Below are 17,110 nucleotides of genomic sequence, written 5' to 3'. Positions count from 1 at the left end.
GCGCTCGCAATGACGGTGGAGAGAGCGGAGGCCGCCGGGCAGCTACGCCGCGGGCTGCGCAACGTTCGACATCGAGCACGGTTGCAGGTCTGCCATTCTGGTCGAGGGGCTGCGGCGCACTGGCTGTCGTGGCATGTTGGACGGAATGTTCGAAGGCTTCATCACATTTTCGGATCGGGCGGCATGTCTGACGAGTTGAACTGGCTTTCCGCCCGCGAGATGGCGCGGCGCTTTGCCAAGGGCGAGTTGTCGCCGGTTGATGTGCTGGAAGCTACGCTAGCGCAACTGCACACGGTCAATCCGGTTCTCAATGCCATCTGCCTGCTCGATGAACCGCAGGGCCGCCGGCTGGCTGCAGAGTCAGCGGAACGCTGGCGTCGCGGTGCGCCGCTCGGACCGCTCGACGGCGTGCCTGTCGCGATCAAGGACACGGCGCATGTCGCCGGCTGGCCGACGCGCATCGGCTCGCACGCGACTTCAGCGGCGCCGAGCACGGAGGATACGCCCGGTGTCGCCCGCTTGCGTGAGGCCGGCGCGCTGTTCTTCTGCAAGACAGCCACGCCCGAATTCGGATGGAAGGGCATCACCCATGGCCCGCTGACCGGCATCACGCGTAATCCCTGGGATGTTTCCCGCACGCCCGGCGGCTCCAGCGGCGGCTCGGCCGCATTGGTGGCGGCAGGCGTTGTGCCGCTGGCCACCGGTGGCGATGGCGGCGGCTCGATCCGCATTCCGGCGGCGTTCAGCGGCGTGTTCGGATTGAAGCCGAGCTACGGCGTGGTGCCGAATTTCTTGGGACCAATGGGCACGCTCGCGGTCTATGGCGGCCTGTCGCGCGATGTTGCTGACAGCGCCTTGCTATTGAACGTGCTCACGCGGCCGGACGCGTGTGATTCTTTCGCCATTCCCTATCGTGGCATAGACTATCTCGACGGCCTCGATGGCGGGGTAGGGGGCATGCGTATCGCATGGTCGCCCGATCTCGGCTTCCCGGTCACTGAGCCTGCCGTCGTCGCCGGCATGCAACCGGCCATCGACGCGCTGGTGAAGGCCGGTGCCGACGTGCAGAATGTTTCTCTCGATCTTTCCGGTGCGCAGCCGGCGCTGGAAGTGATCTGGGGCGCATCGCATGCCGCATTGGTGCGTGATTTCGACGGCGCGCAATTGGCGGCGCTCGATCCGGGCCTGCTGCGGCTGGTCATATCAGCCCAGGATATTCCTGCGAGCGAATTGCAGGCGGCCTATGCCGAGATGCGCGCGCTGAGCCAGCAGATGCAGTCGTTTCATCAGGATTATGATCTCCTGCTGACGCCGACCGTTCCCATCACCGCTTTCGCCGCCGGCGTCGATACGCCCGACGCCACGCGCTTTCCCCAATGGTTCGATTGGACGCCGTTGACATGGCCGTTCAACCTCACCCGCCAGCCTGCGGCCTCGGTGCCCTGCGGATTTGTCGAGGGCCTGCCGATCGGGTTGCAAATCGTGGGGCCGATGTTCGCCGAGCAGAACATCCTCCGGGCCAGCTGCTGCGTCGAGCAGGCTTGCGCCACCGGTGCGCGGCCGGGCCTTGACTGCTAATGGCACCCGTCAAAATCAATCCCGATCATATCCGCGCGTTCAAGGACGCGGAGAGCTTCTACAAATGGCTCGGCAAGCACCACGACAAGCAAGCCGAAATCTGGATCAAGATCCACAAGGTGGATTCAGGATTGAAATCGATCACGCCGAAGGAGGCGATCGATGTCGTCCTTTGCTGGGGGTGGATCGATGGCCTCCGCAAGGGCTTCGATGACAAGAGCTTTCTGCAGCGCTACACGCCGCGCACCGGGAAAAGCATCTGGAGCCAGATCAACGTCGATAATGTCGCGCGGCTGATCAGGGAAGGCCGGATGACCGAACACGGGCTGAAGGAAGTCGACGCGGCCAAATCCGACGGGCGCTGGGCGCGCGCCTATAACAGCAAGGACATGAAGATCCCCGACGATCTCCAGGCCGCAATCGACGCCGAGCCCAAAGCCAAGGCAATGCTGGCGAAGCTCAGTGCGCAGAACCGTTTCGCGCTGGCCTTTCGCACGCATAACATGAAGACCGAAGCCGGACGTACGAAGAAGATCGCGGCCCTTGTCGCGATGCTCAAGCGCGGCGAGACGATCTATCCGCAAGGCAAGAAGTGAGTTTTGCCCGCGCACACCATGTTCCGAAAACCATTACCGAAACTGCGGACAACGATGCACGTAATCCCATGGAATATCATACACGCATGTGTAACGGAGATCGTCTGATTGCTTTAGCGGCGGAGCCACTACCACCGGTTCGTCGACCACATCCGGTGGTAGACCATAGAAGACTCCCGCGCCTCCCGCCCACAAACCGCCGCCCCGGTGATGGTGATGATGATGATGCGATCGGGGGAATGACGGGAAAGCCGGACGCGACGACGGAGCAACCCCCGCACCGCGCGCTACTCCCGGATCGGCAAATGTCTCACCCGTGCCAAGTACAAGCGCGAGGGCACTGAGAGATGCGATAAACGTCGTTCTATAGGTCATGGCACTCACCCATTGGTAGGTTACTGAGCAGCATTCCTAAGACGCTAGGCCGAGCCTTTTGTGCCCGCAAAGGCATAATTAATTATTAGTTAAGACGTAATCTTAATGGAGGAGCGCATTTATCTCAACCCCGCGACATCTTCTCAAACCGCTTGATCAGCCGCTCACGCTTGAGGCGGGATAGCCGCTTGATCCAGAACAGGCCATTCAATTGATCGATCTCATGCTGGTGGCAGACCGCGCGGAGTCCCTGGGATTCCTCGGTTTGCAGGTTGCCGTGGACGTCCTGATAGCTGATCCGGACCCGCGCATGACGTTCTATGTCGTCGTTGACCCCGGGCATCGAGACGCTGCCTTCCTGATGCAGGATCATCTCGGGCGATGCCCAGATGATCTCCGGGTTGACGTAGGTGCGCGCGCCATCGACGGGATCGAGGTCGAGCACCACGACCCGCTGGGAGATGCCGATGTGCGGTGCGGTGATCCCGATCCCCGGCGCGGCGTGCATCGTCTCCAGCAGGTCTCTCGCCAGTTCGCGCAACACGCCGTCAAACACGGTGACGGGCTGCGCCGAGAGCGCCAGCCGAGGGTCGGGGTAACGGATGATGGGGCGGATGGGCATGTGATCTATTGTCGTATATCGATGAATGGCCGTTGCCGATAATCAGTGGCTTGCTTAGATGCCTCATACGAGGCGACGTCAACGTGCTTCCTTCATCGCGCCATGGTGGTGTATGATCCTGCAATGATAGCAAGGCCGGCCGACCCCTCCGATACTGGCGCACTCGCGCGCCTCTGGTATGACGGCTGGCAGGATGCCCATGCCGCGATCCTGCCGGCGACGCTCGCACGTGCGCGCACGCACGAGAGCTTTGCCGAACGGATGGCCGCCGCGCTCGCCGATGTGCGGGTCATCGGGCCGCAAGGCGCGCCACTGGGGTTCGCGATGCTGAAGGGCGACGAGCTCTATCAGTTCTACGTGGCGTCGGAAGCACGCGGCGCCGGAATAGCCGCCGCGCTGATGGCGGACGCGGAAGCCCAGTTGTCGGCGCGCGGCGTGGAGACGGCGTGGCTCGCCTGCGCGATCGGCAACGCGCGCGCGGCCAGATTCTACGAGAAGAGCGGATGGCATCTTGCCAGCACGGTGGTCAGCCGCCTCGACACTGCCGATGGCCCCTTCGATCTCGAAGTCTGGCGTTATGAGAAGCATCTGGTGCGCCGATGAAGCGCGTTGGCCGCGGTGCGCCGCTCAGGGATTCCAACCGCCGCTGCCATACTCGCGGGTAATAATTTCAAGAAGGTGCCCGTTCCGCTCCTTGAAGTATATGCCACGCCCGCCATCGTGATGGTTGATCTTGCCCAATTGAGTTTGTCCAGGATCGGCCCAGTAGGGAAGCTCCCGTTCCCGGACCCTGCCGAAGATCTCGTCGAACTCGCTTTCGCTGGTCAGAAACGCATAGTGCTGCGGAGTAATGTCGCCCTCAGTGTCCATGTAGTCGAGGTTGGCGCCGTTTTCGGTCGTGACCATATAAAATGGCCCCCACCGCCGTGGAGCCGGCAGACCGAGCATCTCGGCCAGGAACGTTGCCGATGCCTTGCTATCGTGGGTCGAAAGAATCGTATGATTGAAGTGGATGGCCATGGCGATCTCCCGAAACAGAAAAGTTTCATTGTTCTGCGGCGTGGAGCTGATTTAACCAAGTCGCAAGTCATATCGTTCCAGTGACGAAAGTTGAACGCAGCATCTCATGGCGGTGGCGGAGGCCGCGCTGGCAATACTGTTCCCTGCGGATGCCAGGACAGTTCAGATCATGCGAAGCGTTGCGCGGGCCTATGCCAGTCGGCGCACCTCGGGAGGCTGTGTCAGGCGGATCATGGGCCTGTTGTCTTTGATCTCCGTCGTCGTTCCGTCTGCAAACGCGACGGTCACGGGAGAGCCATAGCCAAGATGGAGCGTGATCTGATCTGATCCATCGCCGAAGGAAATCGTGGCCGTGCTGCCGGAAACCTCGACCTGCATTTTGTCAGCCGTCAATCCCTCTCCCAGTCGGAGGGTGGTGTCGCGACTGGCGTAAACCGTGTCCTTGCCGTCGCCGGCTGAGAACAAGACCGTGGAGCCGTGCTTGTCGTAGATCGTGTCATTCCCCGTGCCGCCAGAGACGACAGAGCTGACAGCCGTAAGCGTGTCGTTGCCGGAGCCATCGTCGACGACGCTGTTGCTCGCTGCGGAGATCCAATCATCGCCCTCGCCACCGTTCACGCGGCTATTGGCCCATGCGTTGATCACATCGTTGCCGGCGCCGCCGTCGACCTGACTGTCGGACCACGCATCGATGGAATCGTTGCCGTTGCCGCCGAGGACGACGGTGTTGGACCAGGCGCGTATGGTATCATCGCCATCGCCGCCCTCCACCGCACTGTCCGACCAGATATCGACCGTATCGTTGCCATCTCCGCCATCAACAAGGCTCTTGCTCCACCGTGCAAGTCTGTCATGGCCATCGGTTCCGCTGACATGTGCCATTCCGAGTTCCTGTCAGAAACTGCGAGGAGCCTCGCCTTGCCGCTTCACCGTTCCCTCGCAAAAAAGTGAGGCAGTCTGGTCGCTGGCCGTCGGTTCCAGCCCATCCCGTTCGTCTTCCACCCAGAGAGAGCTGCAGTGGAGATCAGGAATGGAAAACTCTCATTATCGCTGGGTGATCGTCGCGGCTGGTGGCTTGCTCGGCTGTGTCGCGATCGGCGGCATGTTTTCGCTGCCGGTGTTTTTGCAGCCGATCGCGCGGGATACCGGCTGGTCGGTCACCGGCATATCCAGCGCCATGACCATCGGCTTCCTTGCCATGGCCTTCACCAGCATGATCTGGGGCACCTTGTCGGATCGGCTGGGGCCGTTGCCGGTGGTGCTGACGGGCTCGGTCGTGCTGGCGGTGAGCCTCGGGCTGGCCAGCCTCGCGACATCGCTGGTCGTCTTTCAGTTCACCTTCGGGCTGCTGGTCGGCGGTGCCACCGCTGCGATCTTCGCGCCGATGATGGCCTGTGTCACCGGCTGGTTCGATACCCATCGCAGCCTTGCCGTGTCGCTGGTCTCGGCGGGCATGGGCATGGCGCCGATGACCATGTCGCCGCTCGCCGCCTGGCTGGTCTCGAATCATGACTGGCGGACCTCGATGCAGATCGTGGCCCTTGTCGTCGCAGCGATCATGATTCCGGTCTCGCTGCTGGTGCGCCGCGCGCCGGCGCTCGAAAGCGGGGCGTCCACGCTGTCGAACGCGCCGGCAGAACCGGAGATGACGCTCGCGCAGGCGTTGCGCTCGCCGCAATTCATCATCCTGCTGCTAACGAACTTCTTCTGCTGCGCAACGCATTCGGGCCCGATCATCCACACCGTGAGCTACGCCATCAGTTGCGGCATCCCGATGATCGCTGCCGTCACCATCTACAGCGTGGAAGGTCTCGCCGGGATGGGCGGCCGTATCGCCTTCGGCCTGCTGGGCGATCGGTTCGGCGCGAAGCGCGTGCTCGTGTTCGGCTTGCTGGCACAGGCATTCGGCGCGCTCGGTTATGTCTTCGTGCGCGACCTCGCCGCGTTCTACGCGATCGCAGCGCTGTTCGGCTTCATCTACGCCGGCACGATGCCGCTCTATGCCGTTCTGGTGCGCGAAAACTTTCCGCTGCGCATGATGGGCACCGTGATCGGCGGCACCGCCATGGCCGGCAGCCTCGGCATGGCGACGGGTCCGCTGGCCGGCGGTCTGATCTACGACACGTTTGCGAGCTACGCTTGGCTCTATATCGGCTCGTGGATCATGGGGCTCGGCGCGTTCCTGATCATACTGACGTTCAGGCCGATGCCGGCGGCACGGGCCGCTGCGCCGGTGCCGGCGTGAGGGCGCCGCACGACGCCACCGCCATCATTCCGGGGCGCGCCTCTTGGCGCGAGCCCGGAATCCATCGGGCCGCGCGTTCTGTCGTGAAATGGATTCCGGGCTCGTGCTTCGCACGCTCCGGAATGACGGGATTGGGGTGCGACCAATTGGCAAATCACCCAAAACCTGTCCAGTCCCTTTGGCATAACCCTCGACGTTGTTTGACAATTAACTCAGAATTTGGCGCGCTCGACCGCAGTCAGCCGAACGTAAAGCTGTAGGCGCTCAGGCCGGCCTTGGGCACTTTCAGCCGCAACACGTGCTCGCCACTGAGGCCGCTGTAGAGGGAATAAAGCCTGCTTCCGTCGATAGTGACCGGCGGCTGCGGCGTTCCGTCGACGATCACGGACAATGTTTGCGGGGCAGCGCTGCCGGCAACGAGATTGACCTTGGGTGCGTTGAAGCGAAGCACGATTTCGTCACCGTCCGCCGCCGACGTTGCGCGGTCTTGCGTCACGTTCCAGCGCCCGGAGAGCGCGAACCTGTTCTGCGGCACGCTGTCCGGCAGCGCGTAGGGCCGTTCGCCTGATGTGGCGATTTGCTGATCCACGATGGCGCCATCGTTCTTCTCCGAACCGAGATACATCTCGGGCGTTGCAACGGCGCTCAGGTCGGGATCGCGCGTTGCTGCGATGGGTGCGTGATCGCCGACAAGGCGCGCGATGGCTTTTTCCATCTGCTGGTAGCCGCCTTCACCAAACTGCGTCGCGACGATCGTGCCGGACCTGTCGATCAGATACGCGGCCGGCCAGTACTGATTTCCGAAGGCGCGCCAGGTGCGGTACTGATTGTCCTGTGCCACCGGATAATGGATGCCCAGGCGCTTGATCGCGGTCTCGACATTCGCACGTTCCTTCTCGAAGGCGAATTCGGGCGTGTGCACGCCGACCACGACAAGACCTTTGTCTTTGTACTGTTCATGCCATTTGGTGACGTAAGGCAGCGTGCGCAGGCAGTTGATGCAGGAGTAGGTCCAGAACTGAACCAGCACGACCTTGCCGCGGAGGCCTTCCGTCGTCAGTGGTGGCGAATTCAACCAGGCGGAAATCCCGGAGAACTCCGACGCGGGCCGGGAGTCCTGTCGCGTCGAGTCCTGCCGCGTCGTTTCTTCGCCGAGCAGTGCGGGTGGGCCAAACTGCGCGAAGGCAAGAACGGCAACGATCACAAGAACGATCAGGCTAAGAAGCTTGCGCATAGTCATAATCCCAGTTGAAGGTTCGGATAAAGCTCCGAAAACCAGACAGCGACGATGCTGTCGTATTGCGTGTAGAAGGCCCACGCGACGAGGAGCACCGCCACACCAAATGTTCGCTGCAAGGCGAGGGTGTAGGGCACAAGCTTCCGCACTTGCGTGGTCGCGTATTGTCCGCCATAGGCGATCAGCAGGATCGGAATGCCGGCGCCGGCCGCGTAGGTGACGAGCAGCAGCGCGGCGCGTGCCAGGTTTTCCGATGTTGCGATCAGCGTGAGAATGGAGCCGAGCACCGGCCCGGCGCACGGTGTCCAGAGCACGCCTAGCGCCAGTCCAACAACGAGGCCGCCTGCATTGCCTGAACCGGCGCGCGAGACGACGCTGTCGGCGAAAGAGAGCAGGCCGCCCAACCTCGCCATCAGCCACTCATATGGCTGCGGCCACAGCAGCAGGACGCCAAAGCTGCCGAGCAGGATGACGGAGACCTTCCGCAAGGTGTCGTGCGACAAGCCAAGCAGGGTCGAGAACGAGCCGAACAGGATCGCAAAACCGGAAAACGTCAGGATGAAACCGGCCACGAGAAAGAGCGGTCGCCGTCGGTCTTGCTGGCCAATGGAAGCCCCCAGCAAGACCGGGAGCAACGGCAGGATGCAGGGCGCTGCCGCCGTCAGCAAGCCGGCCGCAAACGCCAACGCAATCTCGATCATGTCGGACTCTCCTCGTGGGCCGCGGCTATCACTTCACCAGCGTGAGGAGCGGCTTGCCCTTTTCGACGATGTAGGTGGCGAGCTCGCTCCCGGTGACGCTGCCGGGATTCCTGGCTGAATGAACCGTCCCGGCCGGAATGAAGAGCACGTCGCCGGCCTTCAGCGTGACGGGCGGCTTGTCGTCGATCTGATATTCGAGCGTGCCCTCGAGGACATAAATCACCTCTTCGCCGGGATGCGTATGCTTGCCAAACGCCACGCCGGGCGCGAGGTCGACGCGGACCTGGATAGCTTCGCGTCCGGGCGCGCTGAGGTCGTGCCGCTGCAGATCGGTTCGCGTGACTCCACCCTGCTGCGCCTGCGCGCCAAACGGCGCCAGAACAGCTCCGGCGACAAGCACCGCCATTGCAGCGATTTGTAAGTTCTTCATCGTTGTCATGTTGAGTTCCTTGGTTTGAGGGCCGTCACCGGCGGGCTCGCCGCCGATGACGGTGATCGCTTCGCCTGCTCATGCGGCCTGCTGCTGGCCGTGCTGTTCGTTGACGATGTAGTCGGCGTACCAGTCCGGCCAGTTCTCATCGTGTTTGCCGCCGTTGCGCTTCTCGTACTCGCCATGGGCGGCGGCAGCCCGGCGGAACGCGGCGGCGAGATCGGCCGACGAGGTGAACGAGGTGCCGTTGCCGTCGATGCGTCCGGGCAATCGCGCGGTGACTTCCTGCAGCAGCCAGCCATTGCCGTCGGGATCGCTGAACGAGGCATACGAACGATAGCTGCCACGCTCCGGATCCGGACCGTTCAGCCGGACCCGCCCGAACAGATAGGGCTCGTCCTGGCCAACATGCACGTCGCCGCCGGCGTGGAACGCTTCACTGATCGCAACGTCGCGGCCGAGCAGCTCCTTGCGGGCAGCTTCGATGTCCGAGACGACCAGGTACAGGCCCTGCGCGGAGCCGGGCGCGGCAGAGGTGACGTTCTTGCCGAAGATCACCGAGGCGTTGGAGCCGGGCGGGGTGAACTGGATCACGCGGTAATCGTCGGGGCCGGCGAAATCGGCGTCGAGCCGCCAGCCGAGCTTCGCGTAGAATTGCTTCGCGCGTTCGACGTCGGAGACGGGGATGACGACGATTTCGAGCTTCAGGTCGACGGCCGCAGCTTTCGGGGGCTGGTTTGCAGTGGTGGTCATGGCGCTCTCCTTTTTATTAGATCGTATGCGATGTATTCGTGTGCGAGCTATAAATACCTTTGATGCGCCAACTGTCAACCCTTCCGATTTAATCGGATACGATATATATGGGTGCGAGACTTCACATGTTCGTGTCGGAAAGGACGACCCCATGAAGCCCAATGATGCTGCCAGATCCGGCCCTAAATCCGGGTCCCGGGACAATTCCAGAGACAATTCAAAGCCCAATGCGAAGCCGAAATCCGCCGGGGGTGACCGGCGCCTTGGCGACTTCCTGTGTTTTGCGATCTACTCGGCCAACCTCGCCTTCGGACGGGCCTATCGGCAGGGCCTCGATGACCTCGGCCTGACCTACCCGCAATGGATCGCGATCGTGGCGCTTTGGGAGCAGGATGGCCAGACAGTGAGCGAACTCGGCGAGAAGATGTTCCTGGAATCCAACACGCTGACGCCGATCCTGAAAAAGCTGGAGTCGATGGGTTATCTGCGCCGCCAGCGCGATCCCGCGGACGAGCGACAGGTGCGCGTCAGCCTCACCGACGAAGGCCGGCGGCTGCGCGAGAAGGGCATGCACATGAACCTGGTGGCGTCGACCGGATTGAAGCCCGACGAGTTCGCGCGGCTGCAGGAAAACGTCGTTGCGCTCCGTGACAACCTGATCAAGGCGACGGCGGAGGAAGCGTGACGGGTACGCTTAATCGGCGCTTCGAGGCGACGGGCCTCCGGCGGCGCGTGAAGGGGAAGTTGCGATGAATGCCCTGGCACACGGGGGGTCGCTTCGCGGACGTATCGCCGTCGTGGCAGGCGCGACGCGCGGCGCCGGCCGCGGCATCGCCACCGCGCTCGGCGAGGCCGGCGCGACGGTGATCTGCACCGGCCGCAGCAGCACGCGTGCCGATGCTCCAACGCGATCCGACTATGACCGGCCCGAGACGATCGAGGAGACGGCAGCGCTTGTTTCCAGCCTCGGCGGCAAAGGCGTCGCCATCGCTGTGGACCATCTCGAACCGGCGCAGGTCGCGGCGCTGGCCGATCGTGTCCGCGCCGACTACGGCCGCATCGATGTGCTGGTGAACGACATCTGGGGCGCCGAACGACTGAAGGGCGGGCCGGCCGAATGGAATACGCCGATCTGGAAGCTCGATCTGCAGAAGGGCTTGCGGATTCTGCGGCTCGGCATCGAGACCCATCTGGTGACGTCGCATTACCTGCTGCCACTATTGGTCGCGCAGCCCGGCGGCCTGCTGGTGGAGGTCACCGACGGCACCGCCGACTACAACGCGCGACACTACCGGATCTCGGTGTTCTATGACCTCGTCAAGCAGAGCGTGAACCGTCTGGCCTTCTCGCAAGGCCACGAACTTAGCCCCCACGGAGCGACGGCGGTGGCGATCACGCCGGGCTGGCTGCGCTCCGAGATGATGCTGGAGAATTTCGGCGTCACCGAAACGAACTGGCGCGAGGCGCTGACGGAGCGGGGAGGCGGCCGGCACCAGGCGCCGCCCGATTTCGCGCTGTCGGAATCGCCGCGCTATGTCGGCCGCGCCGTGGCCGCGCTCGCCGCCGATCCTGATCGCGGCAAGTGGAATCAGAAGTCGCTCAGCTCCGGCGAGCTCGCGCGCCACTACGGCTTTACGGATATCGACGGCTCGCGGCCCGACATCTGGCGCTACACGGCCGAGGTCCGGGAAGGCGGCAAGGTGGCGGACCTTGGCGACTACCGCTAAGGTTGTGGTGCAGTTGAGTAAGAATGAAAGCAGCCCGATGTCTGTTCACGACAGCTCCAACCATCCCCTCGATTATCCGATCTGGACCGCTCTGACGACCACACACCGGACGCTGGCCGAAGGCGATGCCCGTGCGCGGCGCTATCCGACAGAGATCACGCCGTTCGCGGCCATGGCGGATACGTCAGCCGAAAGTTTCGCGGCGCTCGGTGCGCTGATGTCGCCGAAGGATATTGCCGTGCTGTTCACGCCGGAAGCCGTAACTCCGCCCGCGGAATTCAAGGTTGCACTGGCGGATACCGGCGAGCAGATGATCGGGACACCGGTCGAGACGCCAGCCAACGGCGTCGATATCATCACCCTCGGTGTCGATGACGTTGCAGCGATGATCGAGCTGACCGCGCTCACCAAGCCCGGCCCGTTCAGCGCGCGGACCCATGAACTTGGCACGTTTCTCGGTATCCGCGTCGACGGCCAGCTCGTCGCGATGATCGGCGAACGGATGAAGCCCGCCAACTACACCGAGATCACCGCCGTCTGCGTGCATCCATCCCACCGCGGCCGCGGCTACGGGCAGATGCTGCTATCCGCCATCTCCCGCCAGATCGTGTCGCGCGGAGAAATTCCCTTCCTGCACGTCTTCACCAACAATCACTCGGCCATCGCGCTCTACCGGCGGCAGGGGATGGAAAGCCGGCGCCGTCTCCACGTGACGGTGTTGAAGAAAGAAGATGGATAGCCTGGCGATGCGCGCGTTGACCGATATCATCCTCACGCGTTGCGGGTGCCGCTCGGGCCCCGATCCGGCCCGGGATCCTGGCCGGCGGCCACCTTGGTCAGCCTGTCGATATAGTGGATCCAACCCTTGGCATGGCTGGCCTGATGGGCCGCACTCGGAAGCCCGCTATGGGTCATGCGCAACAGCGTGCCGCCATCCTGTTCGATCAGGTCGATCTCGATCAGGCCTGATCCCGGCGGCACCTCGTCATTGCCTTCCCAGCCAAAGCTGTAGGCGAGGCGATGCACCGGCACCACCTCGCGGAATGCGCCGCGCGCCGTCGCACTGCCCACGCCCTTCAGGAGATACAACCCGCCCGGATGCATCTCCGTCACGGCCTCGCTGCCCATCCACTGCACGATCTTCTCAGGGTCCGTCAGGAAGGCGAACACGCTGGCGCGCGGTGCGGCGATCTGGGTCTCGCGCTGGACCACAAATGATTCAGGCATCAAAAACCTCGCTGCTTGTTGGCGTGACGATGGCGGCACTCCCGTGCCAACATAGGACGGCGCGGGGATTTACCAAGTGCCGGTGATGACAATGCGTAGCCCCTGCCACATGGTCGGACCATGCAACTGAGTTCGACGCTGACATGGCTGGTCGATGCGGCCAGCGCTTCGCCGGGCGCCGACCGGTTCCTCGCCGAACTCGGCACGCGCTTGATCGCGGACGACATGCCGCTCGCCGGCGGCGCACTGACGCTCGCCGTGCCGCACCCGATCATCGCCCGCCGCACCTGGCTATGGCGGGCCGGGAACGGCGAAGTAATCGAGGCGGTGGGATTCGCTCCGATGGGATTTGGAGGTGCGGCGAGTTCGTCCGGCGATGCGGGACGAAGCTGGTTGGGTGGGCTCGCTGATGGTGCGGTGCATGAAGACACCGTTGGCGCGGGAGAAGGCGGGCCGGTGCTCGGCTGGATCGGGCCGCGCCGGTTCTCGGAAGCGGAAGCCAATCGATTGCGCGAGGCCGCTCGCTTTGCCGCAGCGCCGCTCGCCGCGCTCTCGGCGCGCGCGACGCTGTCGGTCGCGCTCGAAGCCTATCTCGGCCGGCGCAGCGCTGCGCGCGTGCTGGCGGGGCCGCTGCGGCGCGAGGTCGGCGAGACTATTCGGGCGGTGTTGCTCTATGGCGATTTGCGCAGCTTCACCGCGCTGTCCGAGGCCGAGCCGCCCGCCGCCGTCATCGCCGCGCTCGGCGGCTGGTTCGACTGTATCGGCGGCGCTGTGCACGCCTTTGGCGGCGAGGTGTTGAAATTCATCGGCGACGGCGTGCTCGCGATCTTTCCGGTCGGCGAGAAACCGCGCGAAGCCTGCGACGCTGCGCTGCGTGCGGTTGCTTCCGCGAAAGCCGGAATGGCGCATCTCGATACGAGCCGGCGCGAGCAGGGGCTGCCGCCGCTGTCGTTCGGCGTGGCGCTACACCTTGGCGAAATTCTGTGGGGCAATGTCGGCGCGGCCGACCGGCTGGATTTCACCGCGATCGGTCCTGCGGTGAATCTGGTCAGCCGGCTCGAAGGGCTCTGCCGGCCGCTCGGCCGAACAGTTTTGATCTCGGGCGCGGTCGCCGCCGAAACGAGCGTGACACTGATCCCGCAGGGAACGCATGCGCTGCGCGGCATCGCATCTCCGTGCGCCGTCTACACAGACGACTAGAACGGCCCGGAACCCCATCACGAAAACGTTAAACCGATCGGTTGACTATCGGCGCTGCGTGCCTATACTAAACCACATGGTTGAGTATTCGACGCATCTCGACGCTGTTTTCCATGCACTCGCGGACCCAACGCGCCGCGCGATGCTTGGACAGTTGGCCGAACGCGAGTTGACGATCGGGGAACTCGCAACCCCGTTCCATATGAGCTTCGCCGGCGCGTCGAAACATGTGCGGGTGCTGGAGAACGCCGGCCTTGTGACGCGCACGATCCGCGGCCGCACCCATCTGTGTCGCCTCGAGGCGGCGCGGCTCGCGGAAGCAAATGCGTGGCTCAGGCGTTACGAGCGTTTCTGGAATGCAAAGCTCAACGCGTTGGAAGCTCTGCTGCTTGAAGAGGACAAGGCGAAGCCAAAAAAGGTGAAGGAGTAGAACGATGAATTCAACGACCAAGCCCGACGCCTATGGCGCGCTGATCGAGCCGACGACGCTCAGGATCCAGCGGCTTCTGCCCGGTCCGATCGAACGCATCTGGGCCTATCTCACCGACAGCAACCTGCGCAGCAAATGGCTGGCGGCGGGCGTGATGGAGATGAAGGTCGGCGCGCCCGTTGAGTTCGTCTGGCGCAACGACGAGCTCAACGATCCCCCGAGCAAGCGGCCGGCAGATTTTCCCGAAGAGCATCGCATGCAGAGCCGGATCACCGAGCTCGATCCGCTCCGCAAGCTTTCGATCGCCTGGAACAACAGCGGCGACGTGACGTTCGAGCTGGAGCCCAAGGGCTCGGGCGTGCTGCTCACCGTGACCCATCGGCGCCTTCCCGATCGCTCGACCATGCTCAAGGTCAGCGCCGGCTGGCACATGCATCTCGATATCCTGGTCGCCCGTGCCAGCGACAAGGAACCGGCGCCGTTCTGGGATGGCTGGGCCCGCCTGCAGCAGGAATACGACCGCCGGCTGCCGGCCTGAATGGTCGACGCACGCGCAACAACAACCGTCCCAACAAACAGGAGGTTAGCTATGCAGATTCATGCCGTTTCAGCCCAGGAGTGGGAAGCTGCGCGCCAGCAACTGCTCGTGAAGGAGAAGGAAGTCACCCACGCCCGTGACGCACTGGCCGCCGAGCGCCGCCGGATGCCGTGGCTGGCCGTGGAGAAGAAGTATGAGTTCGAAGGGCCTGCGGGCAAGGCAAGCTTGCGCGACCTGTTCGAAGGCCGCCATCAACTGATCGTCTATCGCGCATTCTACGAGCCCGGGGTGTTCGGCTGGCCCGACCACGCCTGCCGCGGCTGCTCGATGGTCGCCGACCAGGTCGCCCATCTCGCCCATCTCAACGCCCGCGACACCACGCTCGTGTTCGCCTCGCGCGCGCCGCAGGCGGACATCGCGCGCCAGAAGGCGAGAATGGGATGGGAGATGATCCCCTGGTACACCATCACGGACAGCTTTGACGCCGACTTCGACGTCGGCGAATGGCACGGCACCAACGTGTTCTTCCGCGACGGCGACAGAATTTTCCGAACCTACTTCCTCAACAACCGCGGCGACGAGCAGATGGGGGGCACCTGGAACTACCTCGACATCACGCCGCTCGGGCGCCAGGAGGAGTGGGAGGATTCTCCCGAAGGCTATCCGCAGACCCCGACCTACAAGTGGTGGAATTGGCACGACAGCTACGTCGAAGGCGCAGCGCCCGACAAGAGGTGGGTCGAGGTGTCGGACGCCGGAGAGGCTGCGTTCCGGAACAAGCAGGCTGGCGCGAAGTCGTGAGCCAGACGCGCTCGCGCGCTGGCGTACGGCCGGCGCGGGAGCGGGCTTCGGATATGCAACTACACTTCACAGCAGGAGATAAGACGTGAGCGAGGCTCGTACCGGCGGATGCGGCTCCGGCGCGATCCGTCATGAAAATGGCAGCGCCGCGGCGACAGGCGCAGCCGATTGGCTATATCTCGCGGCGGCGCCGACGTTTGCGATCATGGCGCTGCTGACCGCTGTGCTTGGTGGCGGATCGCCGCTGTGTTCGACAGCAAGCGCGTCACCACTGACCGGAATGGTCCCGATGTATCTGCTGATGAGCGCCTTTCATCTGCCGCCCTGGCTGAAGCTGATCTCCGGCCGGCGAGGTCGATTCCGTCAGTCCTAACAAGGCCGCGCCGGAATTCGACAAGATGCCGCCGCGGTGAATGCGTGGGGTGAGGCCATCAGCGCGCCGGGCGCTCACGGCAAAGATTTGCCTTTCAATGAGATTACACAAAGCTCTGGTTTAAGCAGGACGATGGGGGATCAGGCAGCATTGCTGGCAGCCCGTTTCGCATTGGCGGTATGGCTGCCCGGCGTAGCGTGAGGTGCTTCATCCAGTTCGCGGCCATTTTTTCCGGGTAAGCTGAGCGATATGTCGTTCAGTATTGCTATTTGCAGTTGTTGGTGCCATCCGATCCCTCAAAGGCAATAGTCCGGGAGAGTTCGGGTGCAAAGGGTGATTTTCGCCGTCGTCGTGTTGTTGGTCGTGCTTGGGTCGCTGCCGGCGTTCGCTCAGGCATCCCCGCCGAGCGAAGCCTCGCGAAAGGCGGAATTGGTTGCCGCCTGGCAGGCCGCCAGCGCGGCAGGCGTCGGCGGGCCCAAGGATGTTACCCTGATCGACCAGGCCACGCTGAAGCTTCCGGCCAATCATTTCTTCGTGCCGCAGGCCGAAGGCGCCCGCGTCTTGCGGGCGCTCGGCAACGTCGTCAACGATGCAGGCTTCATCGGCCTTGTCGTCGGCACGGGGCCGAATGACGGCTGGATCGTGGTGATCCGCTACATCAAGGAAGGCTACATCAAGGATGATGATGCCAAGAACTGGAATGCCGACGATCTCCTGAAGAATCTTAAGGACGGGGTGGAGGAGACGAACAAGGACCGCATCGCGCGCGGATTTCCCGAGATGCAGGTGATTGGATGGGTGCAGCCGCCGAGTTACGATGCCCCGACCAATCGTCTGGTCTGGTCACTGCTCGCCAAGGACAAGGGCGAGGCGGACAACGCGGCCAAGAGCATCAATTACAATACCTACGCGTTGGGGCGCGACGGTTATTTCAGCCTCAATCTGCTGTCGAACTCGGAGCGCATCGCCGGCGACAAGGCGGTGGCCCATGAGCTGCTCGGCGATCTCGCTTACAATGTCGGCAAGCGCTACGAGGACTTCAGCGCCTCTACCGATCGCATCGCGGAATATGGTCTGATGGCGCTGGTCGGCGGCGTTGCGGCCAAGAAGCTTGGTCTGTTTGCGCTGGTGGCCGCGTTTGTACTCAAATTCGCCAAGGTCATCCTCATCGGCCTGGCGGTGGTGGGTGCGGGCATGCTGAAGTTCTTCCGTCGCAAACCGCGCAGCGATGCGGCCGACGGCGCGGTGTGAAGGCAC

General features: G+C 63.4%; 21 protein-coding genes. 13 read left to right on the top strand and 8 right to left on the bottom strand.

Annotation, left to right across the window (positions count from 1 at the left end; genetic code table 11):
- Nucleotides 1–183 precede the first annotated feature (183 nt).
- A complete protein-coding gene (locus KIP88_RS26125) occupies nucleotides 184–1,578 on the top strand; it encodes an amidase (protein ID WP_214490903.1) in 1,395 nt (464 codons plus the stop codon).
- Nucleotides 1,578–2,174 (top strand): YdeI family protein, encoded by a 597-nt coding sequence (locus tag KIP88_RS26120; protein WP_214490902.1) that lies wholly within the window; start codon nucleotides 1,578–1,580, stop codon nucleotides 2,172–2,174. The genes KIP88_RS26125 and KIP88_RS26120 overlap by 1 nt, the downstream gene beginning before the upstream one ends.
- Before the next feature lie 499 nt (nucleotides 2,175–2,673).
- On the opposite strand, the gene KIP88_RS26115 is transcribed toward KIP88_RS26120, so the two are convergent.
- Entirely contained in the window at nucleotides 2,674–3,171 is a 498-nt protein-coding gene (locus KIP88_RS26115) for a peptide deformylase (RefSeq protein WP_214490901.1), read from the bottom strand.
- Nucleotides 3,172–3,294: 123 nt separating this feature from the next.
- Here KIP88_RS26115 and KIP88_RS26110 point away from each other — a divergent pair, with 123 nt between their 5' ends.
- On the top strand, nucleotides 3,295–3,774 hold the full coding sequence (locus KIP88_RS26110) for a GNAT family N-acetyltransferase (RefSeq protein ID WP_214490900.1): 480 nt from the start codon (nucleotides 3,295–3,297) through the stop codon (nucleotides 3,772–3,774).
- A gap of 24 nt (nucleotides 3,775–3,798) precedes the next feature.
- Here KIP88_RS26110 and KIP88_RS26105 read toward each other — a convergent pair whose 3' ends face one another.
- Nucleotides 3,799–4,191, bottom strand: a complete 393-nt coding sequence (locus KIP88_RS26105) for a VOC family protein (RefSeq protein WP_214490899.1) — start codon at nucleotides 4,189–4,191, stop codon at nucleotides 3,799–3,801.
- Nucleotides 4,192–4,380: 189 nt separating this feature from the next.
- Complete coding sequence (locus KIP88_RS26100) at nucleotides 4,381–5,073, bottom strand: hypothetical protein (RefSeq protein ID WP_214490898.1); 693 nt, start codon at nucleotides 5,071–5,073, stop codon at nucleotides 4,381–4,383.
- Between the two features lie 148 nt (nucleotides 5,074–5,221).
- Between KIP88_RS26100 and KIP88_RS26095 the strand changes: the two genes are divergently transcribed.
- Nucleotides 5,222–6,436 carry an MFS transporter gene (locus tag KIP88_RS26095; protein WP_214490897.1) on the top strand — a complete coding sequence of 405 codons (1,215 nt, stop codon included), beginning with the start codon at nucleotides 5,222–5,224 and terminating at the stop codon, nucleotides 6,434–6,436.
- A 238-nt stretch (nucleotides 6,437–6,674) separates the two neighbouring features.
- Here KIP88_RS26095 and KIP88_RS26090 read toward each other — a convergent pair whose 3' ends face one another.
- The 4 genes from KIP88_RS26090 to KIP88_RS26075 form a co-directional block, all read right to left on the bottom strand.
- Nucleotides 6,675–7,670, bottom strand: coding sequence for a thioredoxin family protein (locus tag KIP88_RS26090; RefSeq protein ID WP_214490896.1), 996 nt, complete (start codon nucleotides 7,668–7,670; stop codon nucleotides 6,675–6,677).
- Between the two features lie 2 nt (nucleotides 7,671–7,672).
- Nucleotides 7,673–8,374: a cytochrome c biogenesis CcdA family protein gene (locus tag KIP88_RS26085; protein WP_214490895.1), complete on the bottom strand. Its 702-nt coding sequence runs from the start codon at nucleotides 8,372–8,374 to the stop codon at nucleotides 7,673–7,675.
- 28 nt (nucleotides 8,375–8,402) lie between these two features.
- Nucleotides 8,403–8,804, bottom strand: coding sequence for a cupin domain-containing protein (locus KIP88_RS26080; RefSeq protein ID WP_214490915.1), 402 nt, complete (start codon nucleotides 8,802–8,804; stop codon nucleotides 8,403–8,405).
- A gap of 78 nt (nucleotides 8,805–8,882) precedes the next feature.
- Complete coding sequence (locus KIP88_RS26075; protein ID WP_214490894.1) at nucleotides 8,883–9,557, bottom strand: VOC family protein; 675 nt, start codon at nucleotides 9,555–9,557, stop codon at nucleotides 8,883–8,885.
- Between the two features lie 151 nt (nucleotides 9,558–9,708).
- On the opposite strand from KIP88_RS26075, the gene KIP88_RS26070 reads away from it, so the two are divergent.
- The 3 genes from KIP88_RS26070 to KIP88_RS26060 all read left to right on the top strand — a co-directional run bounded on the left by KIP88_RS26070 (nucleotide 9,709) and on the right by KIP88_RS26060 (nucleotide 12,023).
- The gene (locus tag KIP88_RS26070) at nucleotides 9,709–10,242 is read left to right on the top strand and encodes a MarR family winged helix-turn-helix transcriptional regulator (protein ID WP_214490893.1); all 534 of its coding nucleotides are present in this window, start codon (nucleotides 9,709–9,711) and stop codon (nucleotides 10,240–10,242) included.
- A gap of 64 nt (nucleotides 10,243–10,306) precedes the next feature.
- Nucleotides 10,307–11,284 carry an SDR family oxidoreductase gene (locus KIP88_RS26065; RefSeq protein ID WP_214490892.1) on the top strand — a complete coding sequence of 326 codons (978 nt, stop codon included), beginning with the start codon at nucleotides 10,307–10,309 and terminating at the stop codon, nucleotides 11,282–11,284.
- 37 nt (nucleotides 11,285–11,321) lie between these two features.
- Nucleotides 11,322–12,023, top strand: coding sequence for a GNAT family N-acetyltransferase (locus KIP88_RS26060; RefSeq protein WP_214490891.1), 702 nt, complete (start codon nucleotides 11,322–11,324; stop codon nucleotides 12,021–12,023).
- Nucleotides 12,024–12,055: 32 nt separating this feature from the next.
- Here KIP88_RS26060 and KIP88_RS26055 read toward each other — a convergent pair whose 3' ends face one another.
- Nucleotides 12,056–12,511: an SRPBCC family protein gene (locus KIP88_RS26055; RefSeq protein WP_214490890.1), complete on the bottom strand. Its 456-nt coding sequence runs from the start codon at nucleotides 12,509–12,511 to the stop codon at nucleotides 12,056–12,058.
- A 120-nt stretch (nucleotides 12,512–12,631) separates the two neighbouring features.
- Between KIP88_RS26055 and KIP88_RS26050 the strand changes: the two genes are divergently transcribed.
- The 6 genes from KIP88_RS26050 (at nucleotide 12,632) to KIP88_RS26025 (ending at nucleotide 17,104) form a co-directional block, all read left to right on the top strand.
- A complete protein-coding gene (locus tag KIP88_RS26050; protein WP_214490889.1) occupies nucleotides 12,632–13,711 on the top strand; it encodes an adenylate/guanylate cyclase domain-containing protein in 1,080 nt (359 codons plus the stop codon).
- A 76-nt stretch (nucleotides 13,712–13,787) separates the two neighbouring features.
- Nucleotides 13,788–14,141: a helix-turn-helix transcriptional regulator gene (locus KIP88_RS26045; protein ID WP_214490888.1), complete on the top strand. Its 354-nt coding sequence runs from the start codon at nucleotides 13,788–13,790 to the stop codon at nucleotides 14,139–14,141.
- A gap of 4 nt (nucleotides 14,142–14,145) precedes the next feature.
- Nucleotides 14,146–14,679, top strand: coding sequence for an SRPBCC family protein (locus KIP88_RS26040; protein ID WP_214490887.1), 534 nt, complete (start codon nucleotides 14,146–14,148; stop codon nucleotides 14,677–14,679).
- A 51-nt stretch (nucleotides 14,680–14,730) separates the two neighbouring features.
- Complete coding sequence (locus tag KIP88_RS26035) at nucleotides 14,731–15,480, top strand: DUF899 domain-containing protein (protein ID WP_214490886.1); 750 nt, start codon at nucleotides 14,731–14,733, stop codon at nucleotides 15,478–15,480.
- An 85-nt stretch (nucleotides 15,481–15,565) separates the two neighbouring features.
- Nucleotides 15,566–15,853 (top strand): hypothetical protein, encoded by a 288-nt coding sequence (locus KIP88_RS26030; RefSeq protein ID WP_214490885.1) that lies wholly within the window; start codon nucleotides 15,566–15,568, stop codon nucleotides 15,851–15,853.
- Between the two features lie 324 nt (nucleotides 15,854–16,177).
- Nucleotides 16,178–17,104, top strand: coding sequence for a DUF2167 domain-containing protein (locus KIP88_RS26025; protein WP_214490884.1), 927 nt, complete (start codon nucleotides 16,178–16,180; stop codon nucleotides 17,102–17,104).
- Nucleotides 17,105–17,110 lie beyond the last annotated feature (6 nt).

It is taken from the genome of Bradyrhizobium sp. SRL28 (assembly GCF_018596315.1).
Taxonomy (GTDB): domain Bacteria; phylum Pseudomonadota; class Alphaproteobacteria; order Rhizobiales; family Xanthobacteraceae; genus Bradyrhizobium.
Note: the sequence above shows the minus strand (reverse complement) of the source record. Positions and strands in the feature narration are given on the sequence as shown.

Excerpts from the sequence above, each read along its gene's own strand:
- KIP88_RS26065 (WP_214490892.1), top strand. The coding sequence starts at position 10,307 with ATGAATGCCCTGGCACACGGGGGGTCGCTTCGCGGACGTATCGCCGTC.
- KIP88_RS26100 (WP_214490898.1), bottom strand. The coding sequence starts at position 5,073 with ATGGCACATGTCAGCGGAACCGATGGCCATGACAGACTTGCACGGTGG.
- KIP88_RS26040 (WP_214490887.1), top strand. The coding sequence starts at position 14,146 with ATGAATTCAACGACCAAGCCCGACGCCTATGGCGCGCTGATCGAGCCG.
- KIP88_RS26075 (WP_214490894.1), bottom strand. The coding sequence starts at position 9,557 with ATGACCACCACTGCAAACCAGCCCCCGAAAGCTGCGGCCGTCGACCTG.
- KIP88_RS26105 (WP_214490899.1), bottom strand. The coding sequence starts at position 4,191 with ATGGCCATCCACTTCAATCATACGATTCTTTCGACCCACGATAGCAAG.
- KIP88_RS26125 (WP_214490903.1), top strand. The coding sequence starts at position 184 with ATGTCTGACGAGTTGAACTGGCTTTCCGCCCGCGAGATGGCGCGGCGC.
- KIP88_RS26085 (WP_214490895.1), bottom strand. The coding sequence starts at position 8,374 with ATGATCGAGATTGCGTTGGCGTTTGCGGCCGGCTTGCTGACGGCGGCA.
- KIP88_RS26110 (WP_214490900.1), top strand. The coding sequence starts at position 3,295 with ATGATAGCAAGGCCGGCCGACCCCTCCGATACTGGCGCACTCGCGCGC.
- KIP88_RS26080 (WP_214490915.1), bottom strand. The coding sequence starts at position 8,804 with ATGAAGAACTTACAAATCGCTGCAATGGCGGTGCTTGTCGCCGGAGCT.
- KIP88_RS26120 (WP_214490902.1), top strand. The coding sequence starts at position 1,578 with ATGGCACCCGTCAAAATCAATCCCGATCATATCCGCGCGTTCAAGGAC.
- KIP88_RS26055 (WP_214490890.1), bottom strand. The coding sequence starts at position 12,511 with ATGCCTGAATCATTTGTGGTCCAGCGCGAGACCCAGATCGCCGCACCG.
- KIP88_RS26050 (WP_214490889.1), top strand. The coding sequence starts at position 12,632 with ATGCAACTGAGTTCGACGCTGACATGGCTGGTCGATGCGGCCAGCGCT.
- KIP88_RS26070 (WP_214490893.1), top strand. The coding sequence starts at position 9,709 with ATGAAGCCCAATGATGCTGCCAGATCCGGCCCTAAATCCGGGTCCCGG.
- KIP88_RS26090 (WP_214490896.1), bottom strand. The coding sequence starts at position 7,670 with ATGCGCAAGCTTCTTAGCCTGATCGTTCTTGTGATCGTTGCCGTTCTT.
- KIP88_RS26045 (WP_214490888.1), top strand. The coding sequence starts at position 13,788 with ATGGTTGAGTATTCGACGCATCTCGACGCTGTTTTCCATGCACTCGCG.
- KIP88_RS26035 (WP_214490886.1), top strand. The coding sequence starts at position 14,731 with ATGCAGATTCATGCCGTTTCAGCCCAGGAGTGGGAAGCTGCGCGCCAG.
- KIP88_RS26060 (WP_214490891.1), top strand. The coding sequence starts at position 11,322 with ATGTCTGTTCACGACAGCTCCAACCATCCCCTCGATTATCCGATCTGG.
- KIP88_RS26115 (WP_214490901.1), bottom strand. The coding sequence starts at position 3,171 with ATGCCCATCCGCCCCATCATCCGTTACCCCGACCCTCGGCTGGCGCTC.
- KIP88_RS26095 (WP_214490897.1), top strand. The coding sequence starts at position 5,222 with ATGGAAAACTCTCATTATCGCTGGGTGATCGTCGCGGCTGGTGGCTTG.